This window comes from Sphingobium sp. AntQ-1, from assembly GCF_028538045.1.
Taxonomy (GTDB): domain Bacteria; phylum Pseudomonadota; class Alphaproteobacteria; order Sphingomonadales; family Sphingomonadaceae; genus Sphingobium; species Sphingobium cupriresistens.
This window is the reverse complement of record NZ_CP117158.1, coordinates 141188-162055: the sequence shown is the minus strand read 5'-3', so window position 1 is coordinate 162055 and position 20868 is coordinate 141188. Positions and strand designations below refer to the sequence as shown.

Sequence of the window (20868 nt, the reverse complement as noted above, 5' to 3'; positions counted from 1 at the left end):
ATCTTTCGGTGGACGGGTCTGGATGCGCCGATGGCGTCCTGCGGGACGGTCGCGCCGGCGCGCGGGATGAATCTTGTGGCAATGGAACTGCGCTCTTCGAGCCGGGTTCGCCGATCCTGGAACACCTGCGCGAACCCGTGATCATGCGCCTAGGCGAGCTCGAACCCCGCATAGTCCGAATAGGCCACTTCCTCGCAGCGCTTGCGATACTCTGGGCCACCGCCGACATAAACGAGGGTGCGCTTTACCGTGCTACCGTCCGGCTTGGTCGTGGTCTTGACCCACCAGGCATTGGCGTCGGCCATGAGCGTCCGGGCGAAATCGGCATAGACCGCCTCGGTCCACTGCGCTTCGGCGGCTTCGCTGGCTTCCGAGAAGGTCAGGCCGCGATCCTGCATATAGGTGATCATGCGGGTGACCCACTCGCCCTGCAAGCCACCGCACACGCCCACATTGCAGAAGGCCGATCCATTGTGCGGGCCGACCAGCGTGAAGAAATTGGGGAAGCCGCGCGCCTGGAGGCCCAGGAATGTCGAAGGGCCATCGGCCCAGGCATCCTTGAGGCGCTGGCCGTTCTTGCCGGTGATGTCGATGCGATCAAGTGAGCCGGTGACGGCATCGAAACCGGTGGCGAAGATGATCACGTCGAGATCATATGCGCCGTCCGCCGTCACGATCCCTTCGGGCGTGAAATGCTGGATCGGGGCGCCCTTGATATCGACCAGATGGACATTGGCCTGGTTATAGGCCTCGTAATAGTTGGTCTCCATCGGCACGCGCTTCGCACCGAACGGGTGGTCCGTCGGGATCAGCTTCTCCGCAACCGCCGGATCGGTAACACGCTGGCGGATTTTCTTCGCGATGAAATCGGCGAGGAACTTGTTCGACTCCTTGCTCAGCAGGAGGTCGCGAAAGCCGCTGAGCCAGATGCCATAGCCCGGCTGGTTATAAAGCTGCTCGAAAAATACCTCGCGTTCCGCCTCCGAAACCTCCGTCCCCTTGCGCGTGTCGCGGTGATAGGGGAACGCCGTCGGCGTCGATTTCACATATTCCAGGATCGTGGGATAGCGCTTGCGGATGAGATCCATCTCGTCCTTTTCAAGCGGCATGTTGCCTAGCGGCGTGCACCAGTTCGGCGTCCGCTGGAAAACATAAAGGTCCTGGGCGGTCTGCGCAGCGATGGGGATGATCTGCACGCCAGTCGCGCCTGTGCCGATGACGCCGACCCGCTTGCCCGTGAAATCGATCGTCTGCGGATTGCCCTCGTCGTCGGTAGGCCAGCGGGAGGTGTGAAAGGCTTCGCCCTTGAAGTCCTCGATCCCCGCATAGTCCGGCATCCGCGAGGCAGACAGCGGGCCGGTCGCCGATATCAGGAAGCGGCAGGTCAGCTTCTCGCCGCTGTCCAGGCCGACCTTCCAGACATTGGCGAGGTCGTCATAATGAGCAGACTCCACCTTTGTGCGGAACTTGTAGTGGCGGCGGACATCCATTTTGTCGGCTGCATAATTGGCGTAACGCAGCATCTCGGGCTGCCCGGCGAAGGTTTCGCTCCAGTCCCATTCGGGGATGATGCCGCTCAGCGCGAAATAGCCATAGGTGTAGCTTTCGGTGTCGAGCCGGCATCCGGGATAGCGGTTCCAGTACCAGGTCCCGCCGACATCTTCGCCCGCCTCGATGCCCAGAACCCGCAAGCCTTCCCGGTCAAGCAGGTATGTCTGGTTCATGCCAGTGACACCTGCACCGATGACGATCGCATCATAATCCGGCTTCGTCTCAACTCCACTCACGACACATCTCTCCTTGGAACGATCTTTCTTACTGTCAACGCCCGCGTTGACGATCTGTCAAGGGAATTTGGAATAGCGGCCCATTTCGGCTCAGAAAATGGCTAATATCGGACGTTGTTATCATACCGAAACAATGGTTGATTCGATCTGTTTTTAGGTGATGGCCTTCCGCGAGACGCAGTTGATGGTGATCCAGCCGCGTTCCATCATGTTGGACGGATGGGATTCGGAAAGCGACGTGAAGCTCAAATCGACCTGGTTTGCGCACGGACCTTCCCGTTCGTCTCTTGTCGTGTAACCAGGCCTAGGCACGCCAATGCATTACTGCGTATCGACGTATTTCAGGAAATCATCCTACCCAGGATGAGCGATCGCGCTCTATGTTCCATCTTGTCGGACGCGGCACGCAGCCTCTGGTGTCTATCGCGCATTCGATAAAGATCGCTGGCACGGACTCCGCCGCAAGAGACGGCCCCATGATCGCGCAAGCCACCCCTCCGCGGGCAGATCGGAAAGAATGAGAAGGCCTTTCTCGACAGCCAGCGTGGCCGGGACTGGCGTGCCCGTCTCCCGGATGGCATCGATCATGGCAGCTTCCTTTTCCACCAGCGGGCCGCGCTTCGCGATGACCGTTCTTCCGTCTGGAAGCCCAAGGCGCGCTACGGAGTTCAAGTCTCCATCCGAGATGCGCGCCGCGCTTTTCACACGGATCCCGAGCAAAATCCCCGCGCGTGCGAACATCGATCTCATCGCGCCTCGATCCTTGTCGAACCAGAAGTTGTGATCTTTCTCCCGATCACGCGCTGACAAGGTCCGTAATTTCCCAGCCGCTCCGGAGGAGTGCGATCCTCGCTGTCACTGTCACCGTTTTGGGCGCGCGTACCGCGCGGGGCTCCAAGGATCGTGGAGCGTCGGCCTGTCCGCCGATGGGTTGTCCAGGGATGGACTGCCGCCTGGTGGATCGCGGGCTGACGAGCATAGGCAGGTCAAGCGACAGGAAATCGGTTCCGATGCGATATTCGGCCGCCGCCTCATGGGTGGTTAGGGATATGCGCGCTTTACCGGGAAGCAGGGCGTGAACCTGCTGCTGGACAGCAAGCCAGTTCAGGCATGCCGGGATGACGTCCTGCTCGATATCGATCTGGCCCCGTCGCAGCGCGGTCAGCGCATAGTCGTAGCGTCTGCGAATTATGGAGCGCAGGGCAGGGATGCGGCTGTAATGGATCATCGTGCGTCCGTTCAGGACATGGCGCAGAAAAGCCCTTTGCCGGACAGGCTCGCCTACGACGATGATATTGTCGCCGCCCCAGCCGCGAGTGTCGCCATTATCTCGACTTGCGTCGTAGGACCTGGAACTGAGCCGGCATTCGACCTCATAACGCTCCTCTCCCTCGACCATGACAAAGCCGGGGCCATCGTCGAGGCTTTCCAGTATCTCCCAGTTCGCCCTGATGAGCTGTCGGGCACAGACTTGCTCGAAATGGCGATCCGACACCGCCCGCATTGATGGCACCTTTGCCGCGAGAACCACCTCGCCGTGGCCGCCCGATACCCGCATGACAGGCGCGAGCATAAGGCTTGCCTGAGGAAACAGGCGCTCGGCAAATGCCTCGATCTCCTGCTTGTGCCGCTCGGGCGCAACTCCAGTCGCGACCACCAACTCATAGGCGTCCTCCAAAGCGAATTCGGCATGGAGAAGCCGCAAAAAGGCGTGCTCCAGAAGTACCGATATCCTTCTGGCGCCGGCCGCCGAACCCGCAACGATGACGTCCGCGCCATAGGGGCGGGCAATCTCTTCCTTCCATTCGGACCGATGACCAAGCAGAAATTCAAGATGGCGCGATGCGGCCAACGGTGAGCGGCCCGGTCCATAGGGCAGGGTCTGCCGAACATCGGCGCTACGGTCGCTCAGAAACCATATGGCACTGAACGCTTCGGAGTGTGGATCGGCGTGCAAAAAGGACCCCGTTAGCGGGGTGATCGGCGTCTAAAAGGGACCCCTCATTTCGATGGTTTAAGCAGCCGGCTGGATTTTCAGGCGGCGAGATCGGGATGTTGGTTTTGGAGACAGTTTTACGGATCCGGCGCGAGTATGCCGGAGGCAAGGCGATCAAGGCGATCGCACGGGATCTGCATGTGTCGCGGAAGGTCATCCGCAAAGCGGTCCGAGCGCCGGAGGGCGCCTTTGATTATCAGCGCAAGGTTCAGCCGCTGCCCAGGATCGGTCCGTTTCAGGAGCGCCTGAACACGCTGCTGGAAGAGAACGAGCTGCGCGGCAGGCGTGACCGGCTGCGGATGACGCGGATCCATGACCTGCTGGTGCGCGAAGGCTTTGAGGGTTCTTACGATGCGGTGCGGCGCTATACGACGCGCTGGAAGATCGAGCGGCGCAAAGATGCCGGCGATGGTGTCACGGCCTTCATCCCGCTGATGTTCAGGCCAGGCGAGGCCTACCAGTTCGACTGGAGCCATGAAGATGTTGAGATCGCCGGGGCACCGATGCGGGTGAAGGTCGCGCATATGCGACTGTGTGCCTCACGCGCGGTCTATGTCCGGGCTTATCCTCGTGAGAGCCAGGAGATGCTGTTCGACGCGCATGCGCGCGGCTTTGCTTTCTTCGGCGGCGTGCCAGGGCGCGGCATCTACGATAATATGAAGACGGCTGTGACGAGCGTGTTCACCGGCAAGGAACGCGTCTTCAACCGGCGGTTCCTGATCATGACCGACCATTATATGGTCGAGCCCACGGCCTGCTCGCCTGCGGCGGGATGGGAGAAGGGTCAGGTCGAGAACCAGGTGCAGACGATCCGGGGTCGCTTCTTCCAGCCCCGGTTGCGGTTCGCCAGTCTCGAAGAGCTCAATGGCTGGCTGGAGGCCGAGTGTCGGCGCTGGGCGGAACGGCAGCCCCATCCCGAACAGGGAGAGCTGACCGTGGCGCAGATGCTGGAGATCGAACGATCTGCGCTGCAGCCGATGCTGGGACCGTTCGACGGCTTCAATGAGAGCGAGCATGCTGTGACCGGCACCTGCCTGATCAGCTTCGACCGCAATCGCTACTCGGTGCTATCGACGGTGGCACGACGCACGGTGCAGGTCCGCGCCTATGCCGATCGCATCGTCGTTCGCTGCGGCGAAGAGGTTGTCGCTGAACATCCTCGCTACTTTGGGCGCAACCGCACGATCTATGACCCCTGGCATTATCTGCCAGTGCTGGCCCGCAAGCCTGGCGCGCTGCGGAACGGTGCCCCCTTCCAGGACTGGGATCTGCCACCGGCGCTTGCCCGCCTGCGCCGCAAGCTGGGTAATGGCGACGATGCCGATCGCCGGTTCGTCCGTGTGTTGTCGGCCGTACTGACCGATGGCCTGGAGCCTGTCGAAGCCGCTGTGCGTGAGGCACTGGCGACGGGCACGGCAAGCGACGACCTGATCCTCAACATCCTGGCACGACGCCGGGAACCGCCGCGTCCTCTGACGATCATCACCTCCGAGGATAGCGCTCTGCGCCATCCCCCGATCGCCGACTGTGCCCGTTACGACCAGCTGAGGACCTTCGATGCAGCGGCATGATATGATCGAGGCCATGCGCGGGCTTGGACTCAAGGGCATGGCGGGCGCGTTCGACGATGCCGTCACCACCGGCCTTCAGCGCCAGCGCACCACCATGGAGATACTGACCGATCTCCTGCGAGCGGAGGCGACGCATCGTCATGCCGCGTCGATCCGATACCGGATGGCCGCTGCCAGGCTGCCAGTCGTAAAGGACATCGATGCCTTCCGGTTCGAGGGTACCCCGATCAACGAGGGGCTTGTGCGTTCATTGCACAGCGGCGCGTTCCTGCCCGCACGGCGCAATATCGTCCTGGTCGGCGGCACAGGCACAGGAAAGACCCATCTGGCCATCGCCATCACCGCCAATGTAGTGCGCTCCGGCGCCCGAGGCCGCTACTTCAACACGGTCGATCTGGTGACCCGCCTCGAAGAGGAGGCCAGGATCGGCAAGAGTGGCGCTCTCGCCGCCCAGCTATCCCGCCTCGATCTGATCGTGCTCGATGAACTGGGCTATCTGCCGTTCGCCCGATCAGGCGGCCAGCTGCTGTTCCACCTGATCAGCAAACTCTATGAGCAGACCAGCGTCATCATCACCACCAACCTCGCCTTTGGCGAGTGGCCCACCGTGTTCGGCGATCCCAAGATGACCACCGCGCTCCTCGACCGCGTCACCCATCATTGCGACATCGTCGAGACCGGCAATGACAGCTGGCGCTTCAAAAACCGCAGCTGATCCCCCCCAGCACCGATCAATTAGAAGATGTTTTGCCCGTCACATCAACGCTCCGCCATCCTGACAGGGGGTCCCTTTTGCGCGCCGATAAGGGGTCCCGTTTGCACGCCGATTGACAGCACCAAGGGATGCGAGAGCACCTCTCCCGACAGATCCAGTTCTGACGCCTTTATACGTGCTTGTTCTCGTGCCGACGCTAAGTTGCCAGGTTCTTGCCTGACCTCACCACTTGCTATGACTACTGTGAGGGCTACCCCAGCTTTGGCCTTCGGAAGCGGAATTCGCTTCACTTTGTGGCCGGCGGCATGCTTGGCCCACCAGCCGAGAGGTGGGTTGGGGATGTCGTGCTTTCTGCATATCTTGTGAAGTGCAACGTCCGACATTCTGAAATCCTTGGCCAGGTGCGTCATCGGCTTTGACCAGACTAGCTCATAGAATTCTTCGCGGGTGAACCTTTGGCTCATCTCGGCGGATCTCCAGCCTTGCAAACAGGTATGTGCGGCACGAAGCAGAGCGTCAGACTATGCGACAAGCGGCTCTCGCACGGGCATCTGTCGAAACTCTGCGGACTAAAAACTACCTTCGTAGCTCCAGCGCTATCGCAGCCGTCCTTGCGATTCCGAATGCGTCCACATCCAGGACGCGACAAACTGCCAAAGCGATCAAGCCAATCGCATATCTACGCTGCTACCTAGAGAGCTACCTAGTAGAGCAAAGGGAGGCGAGCGCAAGGCTCCGGACGCCCGCTAAACCATTCAACTTATTGAGGAAAGTGGTGGACGCACTTGGGCTCGAACCAAGGACCCGCTGATTAAGAGTCAGCTGCTCTACCAACTGAGCTATGCGTCCATTCCGATGCGGTAGGCGCTCCGGTGTGGGCGGGCTGTTAGCAGTCGCTCGGCTGTTTGCAAACCATAAATCGCCCCTATGCCGGAAATTTTTCGGCCGAGCCGATTTACGCCCAGTTTCCCGTTCCCGTGCGACGCTTGCTCGCGCGATCGATGGCCATGATGACGCCTATGCACAGCATCACGGTCAGCATCGAAGAACCGCCATAGGACATGAAGGGCAGGGGGATGCCCACCACCGGGGCCAATCCCATCACCATCATCAGATTGATCGCGACATAAAAGAATATGGTGGTGGTCAGCCCTGCCGCCGCCAAGCGCGCGAACTTGTCCTGGCTGCGCATCGCGACCCGGATGCCCCAGCGGAACAGCAGCATGAAGGCCAGGATCAGCAACGCGCCGCCCAGCAATCCCCATTCCTCCGCCATGGTTGCGAAGACGAAGTCGGTATGGCCTTCGGGCAGGTAGTCGAGATGGCTCTGCGTGCCTTGCAGGAATCCCTTGCCCCAGAAGCCGCCAGATCCGATCGCGATCTTCGATTGGCTGATATGATACCCCGCGCCCAGCGGATCGCTTTCGGGATCAAGGAATATGAGGACACGGTTTTTCTGATAATCGTGCAGGAAACTAAAGGCGATCGGGATCGCCGACGCCACGAGGAGGCCGGTGCCGATGAACAGCCGCAGCGGCAGGCCGGCCAAGAACATGACGGTCACCCCGCCCGCCGCGATCATCGTGGCGGTGCCAAGGTCAGGCTGTATGAGCACCAACGCCCAAGGCAGGCCGATCAGCACCAAAGCGGGCCAGATCGCGTTCCAGCGCCGGATTTCGCCCACCGGCAACATCGCATAGAAGCGCGCCACCGTCAGGACGATGATCGGCTTCATGAATTCCGACGGCTGGAGTTGCATGAAGCCTAGATTGATCCACCGCTGGCTGCCGCCCGCGACGCCGCCGATCAGTTCCACCAGGAACAGGGACGCCAGAACCGCGCCATAGGCGGGGAAGGCGAAGCGGGCGAAAATTTCCACCGGAATGCGGCTGAGCGTCAGCGCCATGGCCGAAAAGATGCAGAAGCGCACCGCCTGCATCGCCGCCCAGGGAAAGATGTTCCCGCTCGCCGCGCTGTAGAGCACGATCGTTCCGAAGCCGGCGATCGCCAGCAGCAGAGCCAGTATACGCCAGGGAAATTCGGTCAGGGGTTGCGGAATGATGCTCATGGCGCGCCGGTCACATCGGCGCCCGGCGGCGGCGCATCATCTTCGCTTTCATCGCGCGCAGGTGGCGATGGGGCCGGGGAGAGCGCGGCTGCATTGCCGGCATTGTCCGCTACATTGTCCGAAGGTGGCGGAACATCGCCCTTCTCGATCGCTTTTGCGATGCGGAAGCTGGCCATCTGTCGCGCCTGTCGCTGGGCGGGCGTGCCACCCCAGCCCTTTTCCAGCGTTTCCAGCTTCTCCATCGCTTTGGCTGGATCGAACAGATAGGACAAGGTGTCGCTGGCGATCATCGGCGCATCTTCATTGCGGATCATATGCCCGCCATGTTCGATGATGCAGGCGATCGCATAGCGTGGATTGTCGAACGGCGCGAAGCCCTGGAACAGCGCGTGGTCGCGCAGCTTGAACGCCAGCGAGCTATTGCCGCGCACGCCGCCCGCGCGCTCCGCCATGGTGATCCGCCGGACCTGCGCGGTGCCGGTCTTGCCCGCGATCATGACGCCGGGAATCGAACTGCGCGCCGCGCCGCCGGTGCCGCCGCCATTGACCACCGCGTTCATCGCATCGCGGATGACGATCAAATGCTCTTCGGTCGCGCCCACGGTCGCGGGATCGGGCCGCCTGGCGTTATGGATGAAATTGGGCATCAACTGTTTGCCGGTCGCCAGGCGCGCCGCCATCACCGCCATTTGCAGCGGGTTGATCAGCATATAACCTTGGCCGATGGTGGCGTTCACCGTGTCGTAAACCTGCCATTTCTGGTCATATTTCTTTTCCTTCCACGCCGGGTCCGGCACGGTGCCATAGCTTTGGCTGGGGAAAGGGAGGTCGAATTTCTGGCCCATGCCGACCCGGCGAGCCATGCTGGCGATCCGATCCATGCCGATGCGCTGCGCCATCTGGTAGAAATAGATGTCGCAACTCTGGGCGATCGCGCCGCGCATGTTGAGCGGCCCATGGCCGCGCCTCTTATGGCAATGGAACAGGGTATTGCCCACCCGGATCGCGCCGCCGCAACTGACCGTCTCTTGCGGCCCTATGCCGGCTTCCAGCAGCGCCAATGCCACCATCGGCTTGACCGTCGAGCCGGGTGGATAAAGGCCCTGCAGCGTCTTGTTGCGCAGCGGTACATGGTCGTCTTTCGACAGCATCTCATATTCCAGATGGCTGATGCCGTCGGAAAAACTGTTGGGGTCGAAGCTGGGCATCGACGCCAGGGCCAGCACATCGCCATTCTGGCAGTCGATCACCACCACCGATCCGCTCTGCGTGGCAAGGCGGCGGCCGGCATATTCCTGAAGCCCTGCGTCGATCGTCAACTTGATCGACTTGCCCGGCGTATCGGGGCGCGTGGTCAATTCCCGCACGATTTTGCCGCGCGCGGTCACCTCTACCCGCTTCGCGCCGGCCTTGCCGGTCAGATGCCGGTCGAACGCCTTTTCCAGCCCGTCCTTGCCCAGCTTGAAGCCGGGCGTGATCAGCAGCGGGTCCTTGCGCGCCTTATAATCCTCCGCCGTCGCCGCGCCGACATAGCCGAGCAGATGGCCGACCGTGGCGCCGGCGGGATAATGACGGGAAAAGCCCTGGCTGGGCGCCACGCCGGGAAGGTCGGGCAGGCGCACGCTGATCGCGGCATATTGGTCGTAAGTCAGCTTGTCGGCGACCTGCACCGGCCGGAAACCGGCGGACTTTTCCAGATCCTCGCGGATGCGATCGACCTCATCCGGCTCCAGATCGAGCAATTGCGCCAGGTGACGGATGGTCGCTTCGGCATCGACGATGCGCTGGGGGATCAGGTCGACGCGAAAATCGGTGCGATTATTGGCCAGCGGCCGGCCGTTGCGATCCACGATCCAGCCACGCCTTGGCGGAATGAGTGTCAGGTTGACGCGATTGCTTTCGGACAGGAGGCTGTATTTCTCATTCTCCGCCACGCTGATCCAGGCCATCCGCCCGACCAGCAGGGCGCCGATCGCGCCTTGCAGTCCACCAACCACCATCGCGCGGCGGGTGAAGGTGAAGGACTGGGCGGCTTCGGTGATGATCTTGCGCTTGGGGGTAAGGAATTTCATGCCATGACGCGCCAGCGGTCGATCCGCGCGCACTGCCGGACGACGAAGGGAAACAGCAATATCGTCCAGACCATCTGTGGCGCGACCAGCAAGAAACGCACATTACCTCCACCGGTGATCCTTGCGAAGAACAGGCCACCGGCGATGCAGAAGATAATGGCGAGCGCTGCAATTAGCCAGTCCTGCCGATAGCTGCGCCAGACCATGCGATGCTCGATCATGTCGATGCCGATCAACGCCACGGTCCACAGGGACATGGCCGAGCCGATCGGTTGCCCGCTCATCATGTCGTCGAACAGGCCGAGCGGCAGGCCGATCCAGGTGCGCCACAGATCGGGTCGCAGCAATCGCCAGGACAGGAGCAGCAGCAGGCCAAAAGGCGGCATGACTGGGGATTGCGCGATAACCGGCAGCGCCGTCAGGAACGAACCCAACATCACGGTGATGACTGGCGTACCGGCCAGTCGGAACCGCGAGGGGTGTCGACCCAGCCTGGGCACATGGTGCAGATGCGGGTCGATCATGGCGTGGCGCCGTTGTCGGCCACGCCCTCTTCGGACATCGGGGGTGCTGCCGGGCCGGGCCGGGTCACCGCTTCCTCGAAGGCGCGTTCGACCACGACGGCATCGACCCGGCCGGGGTTCGCCAGCGGCACGCCATAGGCGATTTCGCCCTGCGCGCGGACAACGACTGCGACAGGTATATTGGGTTGATAGACGCCGCCTATGCCGGACGTCACCAGCAGGTCGCCCGGTTTGAAAGGGTTGCGCCCGGCCGTCAGCGCCCGGATTTCCACAGTCCCGTCGCCAAGGCCGGTGGAGATGGCCGGGATATTGTCGTTCGTGCGGCGGACGGGCACGATATTGCTCGTGTCGGTCAGCAACAGCACGTCCGAGCTGTTGGGCGTGGCAATGTGGATGCGGCCGATCAACCCCTCCGGTGCACGCACCGGCATACCCGGTCGCACACCCTGCCAGCGTCCCGCATTGAGCCGCGCAAATCGCCGCGTGCTGGTGGCGGATGAGGCAATGAGGCGGGCCGTCAGCACCTGGCTGGCGTCGGCATCGACGAGCTTGAGCAGCTTTTTCAGGCGCAGATTTTCCTGTGCCACGCCCTTGGCTTCGATGATGCGGTTACGGTCAGCCTCGACCTGTCGGCGCAGCGCGACATTCTGCGACCCGGCGCGCCAATAGGCGGCCAGAACCTCGTCCAGCGAACTGACCCCGCTCACCATGCCCTTGAGCGCCATGGAAACCGGGCGACCGATCTCGGCTGTCGCAATGCGGATCGCAGAGAAACCCGTGGGATCGAAGATCGCGACCACCACCAGCAACAGGCCTGCGGCTGCACCAGTCACCGCCACGACATAGCTGGCGAAAAGGCTATATTGCGCCTTCCGGTTGATACCGGGGCGTCGGCTGGTTGGCCGCGCCATTTAATCGTCCTTCTCGATCAGGCCGTTTGCAGCACGCCCCGGAAGATGGGATCTTCCATTGCGCGGCCGGTACCGATGGCGACACAGGTCAACGGGTCTTCGGCGATAGTTACCGGCAGGCCGGTTTCGTCGCGCAATTCGTCGTCCAGCCCCTTGAGCAGCGCGCCGCCGCCGGTCAGGACGATGCCCTGATCGACGATGTCGGCGGCCAGTTCAGGCGCGGTGTTTTCCAGCGCGATGCGGACACCTTCGACGATTGTGCTGATCGGTTCCGCCAGCGCATCGGCGATCTGCCCCTGGTTGATCGAGATTTCCTTGGGAACCCCGTTCACCAGATCGCGGCCCTTGATGTGGATCGTCTCGCCCACGCCGTCTTCGGGCGGCTGGGCGACGCCATATTGCTTCTTGATCCGCTCGGCCGTCGCTTCGCCGATCAGCAGGTTATGATGGCGGCGCACGAAGGACACGATCGCCTCGTCCATCTTGTCGCCGCCCACGCGCACCGACGTGGTGTAGGCCAGGCCTCGCAGCGACAGCACGGCGACTTCGGTCGTGCCGCCGCCGATGTCCACCACCATCGACCCGATCGGTTCGGTCACCGGCATGTCGGCGCCGATCGCGGCGGCCATCGGCTCTTCGATCAGGAACACCTGGCTGGCGCCGGCATTGCTGGCGGCGTCACGGATCGCGCGCCGTTCCACGCTGGTCGAACCCGACGGCACGCAGATCACGATTTCAGGCGCGCGCCAGGGGCTATGCTTGCCGCCATGCACCTTGGTGATGAAATGCTTGATCATCTGTTCGGCGACGTCGATGTCGGCGATCACGCCATCGCGCAGCGGGCGGATGGCTTCGATCGAATCCGGGGTCTTGCCCATCATCAGCTTGGCGTCCACGCCGACCGCCTTCACCCGCTTGACGCCGTTCAGCGTCTCGACCGCCACCACCGACGGCTCGTTCAGTACGATGCCGCGGCCGCGCACATAGACCACCGTATTGGCGGTGCCCAGGTCGATGGCCATATCCTGCGAGGTGAATTTGAAGAGACGCGAGAAGATCGACATGCCTTATCCTGTATCGCCCGCCGTCCCCGCGACGCGATAGGGGGCCGGTCGGAAAGCTGTTCTGCTCCTGCCGTTCACCTTGTCTTTCTTGCGCCTTGCAGTGCAAAAAATATGAGGTTCGCGGCTCGCGGAAAGCGCTCGATTGGGCTAGTCCCTAATCAATGTCAATACGCCGTCTGCCCGAACATCTGGTCAATCGTATCGCTGCCGGTGAAGTGGTCGAAAGACCCGCCAGCGCGCTGAAGGAGATTGTCGAAAACGCTTTGGACGCGGGCGCGACTCGCGTCGCCATCCGCCTGTCCAATGGCGGGCTGGACCGGATCGAGGTCAGCGACGATGGCTGCGGCATGGATTCGGGCGACATGGCGCTGGCGCTGGAGCGCCACGCTACGTCGAAGCTGCCCGACGATGCCATTGAAAATGTGGCCACATTGGGTTTCCGGGGGGAGGCGCTGCCGTCGATCGCCAGCGTGGCGCGCCTGTCCATCGACAGCCGGCCGCGCGGGACCGACGGATGGAACCGTACGGTCGACAATGGACAGCTGGTGGCGGAGGGGCCGACGGCCTTGCCACCCGGCACCCGCGTCGTCGTGGAGCAGCTGTTCGGCAAGGTGCCGGCCCGGCGCAAGTTTTTGCGCTCGCCCAAGGCCGAATATGCCGCCTGCCTCGACATCGTCCGTCGTCTCGCAATGGCACATCCCACCGTCGCTTTTTCGGTCGAACATGATGGCCGCCGGGTTTTGGGCGTGCAGGCCGATGAGGCGCGCGAGGAGCGGGTGGCTGCGCTGACCGACCGGGCGTTGGCGGAAAATCACGTGATCGTATCGCTGGAGCGGGAAGGCATCCGCCTGTCGGGCGTCGCATCTATCCCGACCTACAATCGCGGCGTGGGCGATCATCAATATCTGTTCGTTAACGGACGGCCGGTGAAGGACCGGTTGTTGATCGGGGCGCTGCGCGGCGCCTACGCCGACATGCTGGCGCGCGACCGGCATCCGGTCGTCGCGCTGTTCCTCGACGTGCCGCCGCTGGACGTGGATGTGAACGTCCATCCCGCCAAGACCGAGGTGCGCTTTCGCGATCCCGCGCTGATCCGCGGCATGATCGTGTCCGGCCTGCGCCGCGCGCTCGATGCCGAAGGTTTCCGCGCTGTGCAACATGCCGATCCGGCGGCCTTGTCGGCATGGAAACCCGAACCGCTTTCGCCCACTCCCATCGGGGCGATGCCGATCTTCGAAGCGCCGATGTCTTCACCAGCGAGCTACAACCAGTTCGCGCCATCCTCTTTCGCCGATCATCGCCCGTCCTTCATCACCCCACCGCCCCAGGCGCGCGCCGAACCGGCTGCCGCGCCCGCGCCGGAAGGCGCCAGTTTCCCGCTCGGCGTCGCACGGGGCCAGGTGGCGCGCACCTACATTGTGGCGGAGGCGGAGGATGGGCTGGTCATCGTAGACCAACATGCCGCGCATGAGCGGCTGACGCTGGAGCGGATGCGGCGCGCGATGGACGGGAAGGGCGTTGCCAGTCAGGCGCTGCTGCTGCCCGAAGTGGTCGAACTGGACGAGCCGGCCTGCGACCGGCTGGAGGCGCGGATCGCCGAACTCAAGGAATTCGGCCTCGACCTGGAGCGGTTCGGCCCATCGGCCATGCTGGTCCGTTCGGTCCCGGCAATGCTGGGGCAATCGGATGTGCAGGGATTGGTGACGGACCTGGCCGACGATCTGGCGGCTTATGACAGCGCGCTGTCACTGAAGGAACGGCTCGATCTGGTCGCCGCGACCATGGCCTGCCACGGATCGGTGCGCGCGGGACGGGTGCTCAGCGTCGCGGAGATGAACGCGCTGCTCCGCGAGATGGAAGTCACCCCGCGGTCGGGCCAGTGCAACCATGGGCGGCCGACATGGGTGAAACTGGGCCATGGCGACATAGAAAAGCTGTTCGGGAGGAAATGAGTCGATGATGATCCTAGCCGCCTTGTTGTTGGCCGCTGCCGAACCCGTCTGCGCTGTGCCGGCGGTGCTGGACGAACCCTGGACCAGTTGGACCCGGAGCGGGCAGGCGACGGCCGGCGTGCTGGCGCATGGCGCGCCGGCGCTGATCCTGGGCAAGCCGTTGACCGCCGCGCTGTCCCCGGCCGCGCAGGTCCAGTTTCGCGTTGCGCCAGGCAAGGGGGCGAAGGACGGTTATGGCGGGCTGTTCAGCCTGTCGCTCAAGCAGGCGGCGCGGGTCGGCATCGCGCTGTCGGGGCCTGCCTGGGTGGATGTGGTGACGGGCGACGCTTCCATCGCCTCGGTAGAGCATGGCCATGGGCCGGACTGTTCGGGCATCCGCAAGATTGTTTGGTTCGACCTGCGCGCCGGGAGGCATCTGGTCCAGATTGTGGGATCGAAGGCGGCTTCGGTGCGGGTGATGGCGGCGGATGCGCAGGCGAACCACCCTGCGAATTGAACCCTAAACCCGTTTGGCTGAGCCTGTCGAAGCGCTGCACTTTTTTTCGTTGAGCATCACAATCCAGCCGGCCGCGTGCGCCACATGGCGATCGGGATCATAGTCAGGATCGGCTTGTCGTCCTGGTTGAAGATCGTAACCTTGCTGCGAACGATGCCCATTTCCGGGCGGCTTTGCGACGCCTTTTTGTCGATCACTTCGCTCCGGCCATGCAGCGCGTCGCCGGGGCGGAGGGGACGCAGCCAGCGTAGTTCGTCCACTCCCATGGCGCCCAGGCTGGCCGCCTGGCGGCCGGGCTGGCGCTGCATTTCCGCGACGAACATCTTCATGAACAGGGCTGTGGTGTGCCATCCGCTGGCGGACAGCGTACCGAAGTGGGTCTGCGCCGCCGCTTCGTCGGACAGATGGAAGGGCTGTGGGTCGAACTCGGCGGCGAAGGCGACCGTTTCCTCGCGCGAGACGGTCAGCGGGCCGAAGTCGAAGCCATCGCCAATCGCGATATCTTCGAAATAGACAATTTCTTCCGCCATCACCCGTCTCCCACTCCCATTTCAACAGGTGATGGCTTAGAGGCGCTTTCCGTTTACGTCAATGTCAGGGCTTTACCAACCCCTGCAACACAGTGGCATCGCCATCCGACGCCAGCGGCGTCACACCCAGCAAGCGAGCCAGCAGCGGATAGACGTCGATATTGGCGAAGTCGGCCGATGGGCGAAATGCGCGATCGAAGGCTGGGCCGTTGACGATGAACAGCGCCTGCATGTCGGGTGCGCGATCGTCCCAGCCATGGTCACCGCCTGTTATCGGCCTGGTCGGGGTCGTATTTTGAAACACCCAGCCGGTTTCCGCCAGGCAGAAATAGGGCGGGATGCGGCGGTGGGTGCCATAGTGGAAGCGGGCCGGGATCTCGCTTTTGCGCCAGCATTGCATATGGTCGCGCGGCTTGAACAGCGCAGATTCCAGCGCCTTTTCATGGCCGGGTATCGGAGCCAGGCTGGCATAGGGGCCGGTTTCAACCGTGCGATAGTCGGCCGGGTTCGCGATCTTGTCTAGCACGATGACCCGGTCGTTGGCCTTGGCCGCCATGCCATGATCGGAGACGATAACGATGTTGGCGGGTCGGCCGAGCGCCTTCAGCCCGGCGACCAGATTGCCGATATGCGCGTCGACATCGGCCACGGCCTGCGTCGTTTGCGCCGCATCGGGACCGTTGATATGGCCGGCGGTATCGACCTCGTCGAAATAGAGGGTGACGAACTGCGGGCGGATATCGGCAGGGCGGCGCAGCACGTCCAGCACGCCGTTCACGCGCTGGGTCGGGCTGATCGCTTCGTTGAACTGCGCCCAGTCGCTAGGGCGCGATCCGTTGCTGATGGTGTAGGGCCATTCCGCCGCCTTGGCGCCGCCCCAGGCGACGTTGGAGCCGGGCCAGAACATGGTGGCGGTGCGCACGCCCTGCTTTTCGGCGGTGATCCAGATCGGCTCGGCCTCGTTCCACCAATAGGGATCGTCGCTGGCCATGGTGAACTTGTCCTTGGGCCGGCTCTCATCTTCCATATTATTGGCGACGATGCCGCTGCGATCGGGCCGGTCGCCAGTCACGATCGCCCAATGATTGGGGAAGGTCTTGGTCGGGAAGGACGGGCGCATCGACGCTTCGACGCCGCCGGACGCCAATGCATTGAGGTGGGGCGATACGCCGCGGGTCAGATAATCGGGGCGGAAGCCGTCGATCGACACCAATATGGTGACCGGCGCGCGCTGCTCCGTCGGCGCGGATGCGCTGGCGACGGGATGTTGCTGCACCGGGGCGCAGGCGGCGACCAAGGAGGAGACGGACAGGGTGAGGGCGAGGGACAGGGAGCGGATGTACATCAGCGACTCTTCATGTTTGGCGTTGTTCGCTGCTTAGCAGCCGGACCATGTCGGTAAAGTGACGAAGACGTCAGGATGCGGCAGGCAGATGATCGGCGATCGGCATCCAGGCCGCTTGCTTGGCGTCGCGCGACAGGCTGGCATAGGCGCCGCTGGAGGATGGCAGGTCGATCAGCGCCAGGCCCGTCCGCGCGCCCAATTGCCGTCGGCCATGCAGCGCGGCGGTCTTGCCATTGAAGGCGATGGCTTTGAGCGCGGGCAGGCGGGCGACGAAGGCGCCAAGGTCGCGCAGTTCCGCACCGCGGATCGCGCCGTCCAGACTGCCTTCGCGCTCGGCGCTTTCTATCACGTCCCACAGGCCGACGCCGCGCGCGCGCAGCCGTTTCAGCCGCATCGCATAGGGCTGGCCGCGCAGATCCTCGCCCAACACCTCGCCGAGCAAGGCCCAGAAGGCGTTGCCGCGATGGGCATAATATTCGCCCTGCCGGATCGACGCATCGCCGGGCAGGCTGCCCAGGATCAGCAGGCGCGTATCGGCGTCGACGCTGGGCGGGAAGGCGGCCTTGCGCCGGGCAGGCATCTGGCCAAGCCGCAGCGCCATGGGATCAGACGTTGAAACGGAACAGCATGATGTCGCCGTCCTGCGTCACATATTCCTTGCCTTCCGAACGCCACTTGCCCGCTTCCTTGGCGCCGGCTTCGCCGTTAAATTGGACATAATCGGCATAGGCCATGGTCTCGGCGCGGATGAAGCCCTTCTCGAAGTCGCTATGGATCGCGCCGGCGGCCTGGGGCGCTTTCGATCCCTTGGCGACGGTCCAGGCGCGCGCTTCCTTCGGCCCTACGGTGAAGAAGGTGATGAGGCCCAGCAGTTCGTAACCCGCACGGATGATGCGGGCGAGGCCGGCTTCGGCCAGGCCCAGCGCTTCGAGATATTCGGCGCGTTCTTCCACCGGCATGGTGACAAGTTCGGCCTCGATCGCGGCCGACACGATGACCGCGCTGGCGTTTTCGGCCTTCGCTTTTTCGAACACGCGGGCGGAAAATTCGTTGCCCTCCGATGCGGCGTCTTCCTCGACATTGCAGACATAGAGGACCGGCTTGGCGGTCAGCAACTGCGCCTGATTGAACAGCCGCTCTTCCTCGGCGTCGCGCGGGACGGTGAGGCGAGCAGGCTTGCCTTCGCGCAGCAGGTCGAGCGCCTGGCCCAGCACGGTGGCGGCGGCCTTGGCCTCCTTGTCGCCCTGCGCGGCCTTCTTGGCGAGGTTGGGGACGCGCTTTTCCAGGCTTTCCAGATCGGCCAGCATCAATTCCATCTCGACCGTCTCGGCGTCGGCGATCGGATCGACCTTGCCCTCGACATGGGTGATGTCGTCATCCTCGAAACAGCGCAGGACATGGACGATCGCGTCGGTTTCGCGGATGTTGGCCAGGAACTGGTTGCCCAGCCCTTCACCCTTGGATGCGCCGCGGACCAGCCCGGCGATGTCGACGAAGCTGAGCTGGGTTTCGATGATCTTCGCGCTGCCGCCGATCTTCGCGATCGTATCGAGCCTGTCGTCGGGTACGGCGACGCGGCCTTCATTGGGTTCGATCGTGCAAAAAGGATAGTTGGCCGCCTGCGCCGCCTGCGTTTCGGTCAGCGCGTTGAACAGGGTGGACTTGCCCACATTGGGGAGGCCGACGATACCGCAACGAAAACCCATTTGACTGCCTTATAAGATCGGAAACATTGGCGCGCCCGATAGCGGTTTGCGCGCCCGATGGCCAGCCTTGGCGCGTTCGTGGGCCAGAAGGGGTGGGACAAAAGGCGCAATTGCAATCAGCGGCGCTTTGCCGACATAGGGGATGATGTCGGGAGATGATATGGAACAGAGCAGCGAAACCCACTGGATCGACGAAAAGGGTCGGGCGTGGAAAAAGCGTCCGGCGCATGAAACGGGCGTATTCGGTCGCTGCCCGCGCTGCGGCGAGGGGCATATTTTCACCGGGTTCCTGACGATGCGCGACCATTGCGAGGTCTGTGGGCTTGATTACAGCTTCGCCGACCCGGCCGATGGCCCGGCGGTGTTCGTGCAACTGTTCGCCTGCGTGCCGGGCGTGGTGTTCATCCTGATGCTGGAGATTATCGCGCGTCCCGGCCTTTGGGTGCATCTGGCCGTCGGGTTGCCGGTGCTGATCCTGACGACCCTGCTGCCCATGCGGCCAATCAAAGGCTGGCTGATCGCCGCCCAGTTCACGACTCGCGCGCAGGAGGCTGGGACGGGCGCGCTATGGGCCAAGCTGCATGATGGCCCGCCGCGCGGCTAAGGCTTTGGCGCGACCTTTATCTCGAACAGTTTAGGCCAGTTTTTGCCGGTGATGAAGACGCGGTCCTTCGCTGCGTCATAGGCGATGCCGTTGGCCACCGCTTCGCTATCGGTGACGCCCGCGGCCTTGCGCAGGCGCGCCACGTCGATCCAGTCGATCACGGCGCCGGTCGCGGGATCGATGCGGGCGATGCGGGTGTCGTACCAGATATTGGCCCACACCTCCCCCTTCACATATTCCAACTCGTTCAGCCGATCGACCGCCCGGCCGTTCCAGGTGACGGTGATACGGCGCTGTTCGGCCAGGCTGTCGGGATCGAGGAAACGCAGTTGCGCGGTGCCGTCGCTCATGATGAGGCTGCGGCCATCCTGCGTCATGCCCCAGCCTTCGCCATCATAGCGGAAGTCGGATAGCGGTGCGAAATCGGCCAGGTTCCAGACGAAGCCCCGACGGTGCCGCCAAGTCAGGCTGACCAGCTTGTCGCCCCAGTTGACGATGCCCTCGCCGAAATAGGGCGGGTCGATGATGCGGCGTTGCAGGACTTTCCCCGTCTTGAGCGCCACCTTGCGGATGTCCGACTGGCCCTCCAGCCCGGTACTCTCGTAGAGCGCGCCGTCATGGTAGAAGAGACCTTCGGTGAAGGCGGTCGCGTCGTGGGGATGGGTGGCGACCAGCTTCCAGGGGGTGTCGGCTTGGGCGGGGGGAACCAGAAGAAAGGCGCTGACGAGCGCGAACAGGATGCGATTCATTCCGCCGCCTGGCTTTCGATCGCGGTAGCCAGCCATGAGGGAAGGGTAGCGGGATCGAGCGTTTCGACCCGGCGCAACTCGATCGACAGGCCCATATCGGGCAGGGCGGCGCGTTGGCGCTTTTCGTCCGCCTGCGCCATCGGCACGGCGACGAGGCGGCGGCTCACCTTGTTGCGGTAATGCATCCGGGCGGTGTTCTCCTGCCCGACATAGCAGCCCTTGTCATAATCGACGCCGTGCAGTTCCTCCGCATTGGTTTCCAGCCACAGCGTCTGGTCCTGCCCCAGTTCCGCCGCGCCTTCGAACACGCCCAGCGCCAGGCGGTGCGCGCGGAAGGCAGGCGCGGCGTCGCCCGGCGTGGCGGGCGCGATCCAGCGATGGCCGAGCGCGGGCAGGCGCGGGTCGAGCGGGTGGTCGCTGGCGTCGGGCGACCAGTGGACTGCGAGTCCTTCCTCGCGGGCAATCGCCACCTTGCGCCGCAGGCGGTAGATGTTCAGCCGCTTGGCCAGCGCATCCGCCTGCGCGGCTTCGCAGTCTATCAGGATGTCGTCGCCATCCCCCCACAGGATGAAATCGAACAGCGCCTTGCCCTGCGGCGTCAGCAGCCCGGTCCAGCGCGGCTGGCCGGGGGCAAGGGTCAGGACGTCGCGGGTGAGCAGCCCTTGCAGGAAGGCTTTGCCCTCCTCGCCGGAAATTCTCAGGATCGCGCGATCGCTTAGGGTGGTGCCGGTCATCGGCTTTAGGTAGGACGGCAGCACGACTTAGCCAAGCCGTCTGC

Annotated in this window: 18 protein-coding genes and 1 tRNA gene; 5 read left to right on the top strand and 14 right to left on the bottom strand. The window is 63.3% G+C overall.

The features are described from left to right. Nucleotides 1-149: 149 nt before the first annotated feature. Together sphantq_RS00790 and sphantq_RS00785 are read right to left on the bottom strand one after the other, a co-directional pair. Nucleotides 150-1724, bottom strand: coding sequence for a flavin-containing monooxygenase (locus tag sphantq_RS00790; protein ID WP_272800269.1), 1575 nt, complete (start codon nt 1722-1724; stop codon nt 150-152). 859 nt (nt 1725-2583) lie between these two features. Next, nucleotides 2584-3744, bottom strand: coding sequence for a hypothetical protein (locus sphantq_RS00785; RefSeq protein WP_272799333.1), 1161 nt, complete (start codon nt 3742-3744; stop codon nt 2584-2586). Nucleotides 3745-3839: 95 nt separating this feature from the next. Between sphantq_RS00785 and istA the strand changes: the two genes are divergently transcribed. Continuing rightward, entirely contained in the window at nt 3840-5354 is a 1515-nt protein-coding gene (istA, locus tag sphantq_RS00780; protein ID WP_125999130.1) for an IS21 family transposase, read from the top strand. Next, nucleotides 5341-6069, top strand: coding sequence for an IS21-like element helper ATPase IstB (gene istB, locus sphantq_RS00775; RefSeq protein ID WP_272798407.1), 729 nt, complete (start codon nt 5341-5343; stop codon nt 6067-6069). The genes istA and istB overlap by 14 nt, the downstream gene beginning before the upstream one ends. Nucleotides 6070-6842: 773 nt before the next feature. On the opposite strand, the gene sphantq_RS00770 is transcribed toward istB, so the two are convergent. The 6 genes from sphantq_RS00770 to sphantq_RS00745 form a co-directional block, all read right to left on the bottom strand. Continuing rightward, nucleotides 6843-6918 (bottom strand) — tRNA-Lys (locus tag sphantq_RS00770). A 106-nt stretch (nt 6919-7024) separates the two neighbouring features. Next, the gene (gene rodA, locus sphantq_RS00765; protein WP_066601435.1) at nt 7025-8137 is read right to left on the bottom strand and encodes a rod shape-determining protein RodA; all 1113 of its coding nucleotides are present in this window, start codon (nt 8135-8137) and stop codon (nt 7025-7027) included. Next, nucleotides 8134-10209, bottom strand: coding sequence for a penicillin-binding protein 2 (mrdA, locus tag sphantq_RS00760; protein WP_272799332.1), 2076 nt, complete (start codon nt 10207-10209; stop codon nt 8134-8136). Before mrdA ends, rodA begins: the two co-directional genes overlap by 4 nt. After that, complete coding sequence (gene mreD / locus sphantq_RS00755) at nt 10206-10733, bottom strand: rod shape-determining protein MreD (RefSeq protein ID WP_129926449.1); 528 nt, start codon at nt 10731-10733, stop codon at nt 10206-10208. The genes mrdA and mreD overlap by 4 nt, the downstream gene beginning before the upstream one ends. Continuing rightward, the gene (gene mreC / locus sphantq_RS00750) at nt 10730-11644 is read right to left on the bottom strand and encodes a rod shape-determining protein MreC (RefSeq protein WP_129926448.1); all 915 of its coding nucleotides are present in this window, start codon (nt 11642-11644) and stop codon (nt 10730-10732) included. Before mreC ends, mreD begins: the two co-directional genes overlap by 4 nt. A 17-nt stretch (nt 11645-11661) precedes the next feature. Further along, nucleotides 11662-12708, bottom strand: coding sequence for a rod shape-determining protein (locus tag sphantq_RS00745; protein ID WP_066601439.1), 1047 nt, complete (start codon nt 12706-12708; stop codon nt 11662-11664). A 161-nt stretch (nt 12709-12869) separates the two neighbouring features. Between sphantq_RS00745 and mutL the strand changes: the two genes are divergently transcribed. Together mutL and sphantq_RS00735 are read left to right on the top strand one after the other, a co-directional pair. Continuing rightward, nucleotides 12870-14660 (top strand): DNA mismatch repair endonuclease MutL, encoded by a 1791-nt coding sequence (gene mutL, locus sphantq_RS00740; RefSeq protein WP_272799331.1) that lies wholly within the window; start codon nt 12870-12872, stop codon nt 14658-14660. Nucleotides 14661-14664: 4 nt separating this feature from the next. Further along, nucleotides 14665-15156, top strand: a complete 492-nt coding sequence (locus tag sphantq_RS00735) for a hypothetical protein (RefSeq protein WP_066601443.1) — start codon at nt 14665-14667, stop codon at nt 15154-15156. Nucleotides 15157-15212: 56 nt separating this feature from the next. Here the strand turns inward: sphantq_RS00735 and sphantq_RS00730 are convergent, their stop codons facing one another. The 4 genes from sphantq_RS00730 to ychF all read right to left on the bottom strand — a co-directional run bounded on the left by sphantq_RS00730 (nt 15213) and on the right by ychF (nt 18737). Beyond that, complete coding sequence (locus sphantq_RS00730) at nt 15213-15686, bottom strand: MaoC family dehydratase (RefSeq protein ID WP_066601444.1); 474 nt, start codon at nt 15684-15686, stop codon at nt 15213-15215. Between the two features lie 64 nt (nt 15687-15750). Next, nucleotides 15751-17031 (bottom strand): alkaline phosphatase family protein, encoded by a 1281-nt coding sequence (locus tag sphantq_RS00725; RefSeq protein WP_272799330.1) that lies wholly within the window; start codon nt 17029-17031, stop codon nt 15751-15753. Nucleotides 17032-17101: 70 nt separating this feature from the next. Next, a complete protein-coding gene (locus sphantq_RS00720) occupies nt 17102-17632 on the bottom strand; it encodes a DNA-deoxyinosine glycosylase (protein WP_066601448.1) in 531 nt (176 codons plus the stop codon). A 4-nt stretch (nt 17633-17636) separates the two neighbouring features. Further along, the gene (ychF, locus tag sphantq_RS00715) at nt 17637-18737 is read right to left on the bottom strand and encodes a redox-regulated ATPase YchF (RefSeq protein ID WP_272799329.1); all 1101 of its coding nucleotides are present in this window, start codon (nt 18735-18737) and stop codon (nt 17637-17639) included. 160 nt (nt 18738-18897) lie between these two features. Here ychF and sphantq_RS00710 point away from each other — a divergent pair, with 160 nt between their 5' ends. Beyond that, nucleotides 18898-19341 (top strand): DUF983 domain-containing protein, encoded by a 444-nt coding sequence (locus sphantq_RS00710; protein ID WP_272799328.1) that lies wholly within the window; start codon nt 18898-18900, stop codon nt 19339-19341. Here the strand turns inward: sphantq_RS00710 and sphantq_RS00705 are convergent. Together sphantq_RS00705 and ygfZ are read right to left on the bottom strand one after the other, a co-directional pair. Further along, nucleotides 19338-20090, bottom strand: coding sequence for a glutaminyl-peptide cyclotransferase (locus sphantq_RS00705; protein WP_129926445.1), 753 nt, complete (start codon nt 20088-20090; stop codon nt 19338-19340). The two genes, sphantq_RS00710 and sphantq_RS00705, sit on opposite strands and share 4 nt — an antisense overlap. Further along, nucleotides 20087-20824, bottom strand: coding sequence for a CAF17-like 4Fe-4S cluster assembly/insertion protein YgfZ (gene ygfZ, locus sphantq_RS00700; protein WP_066601451.1), 738 nt, complete (start codon nt 20822-20824; stop codon nt 20087-20089). The genes sphantq_RS00705 and ygfZ overlap by 4 nt, the downstream gene beginning before the upstream one ends. Nucleotides 20825-20868: the final 44 nt, after the last annotated feature.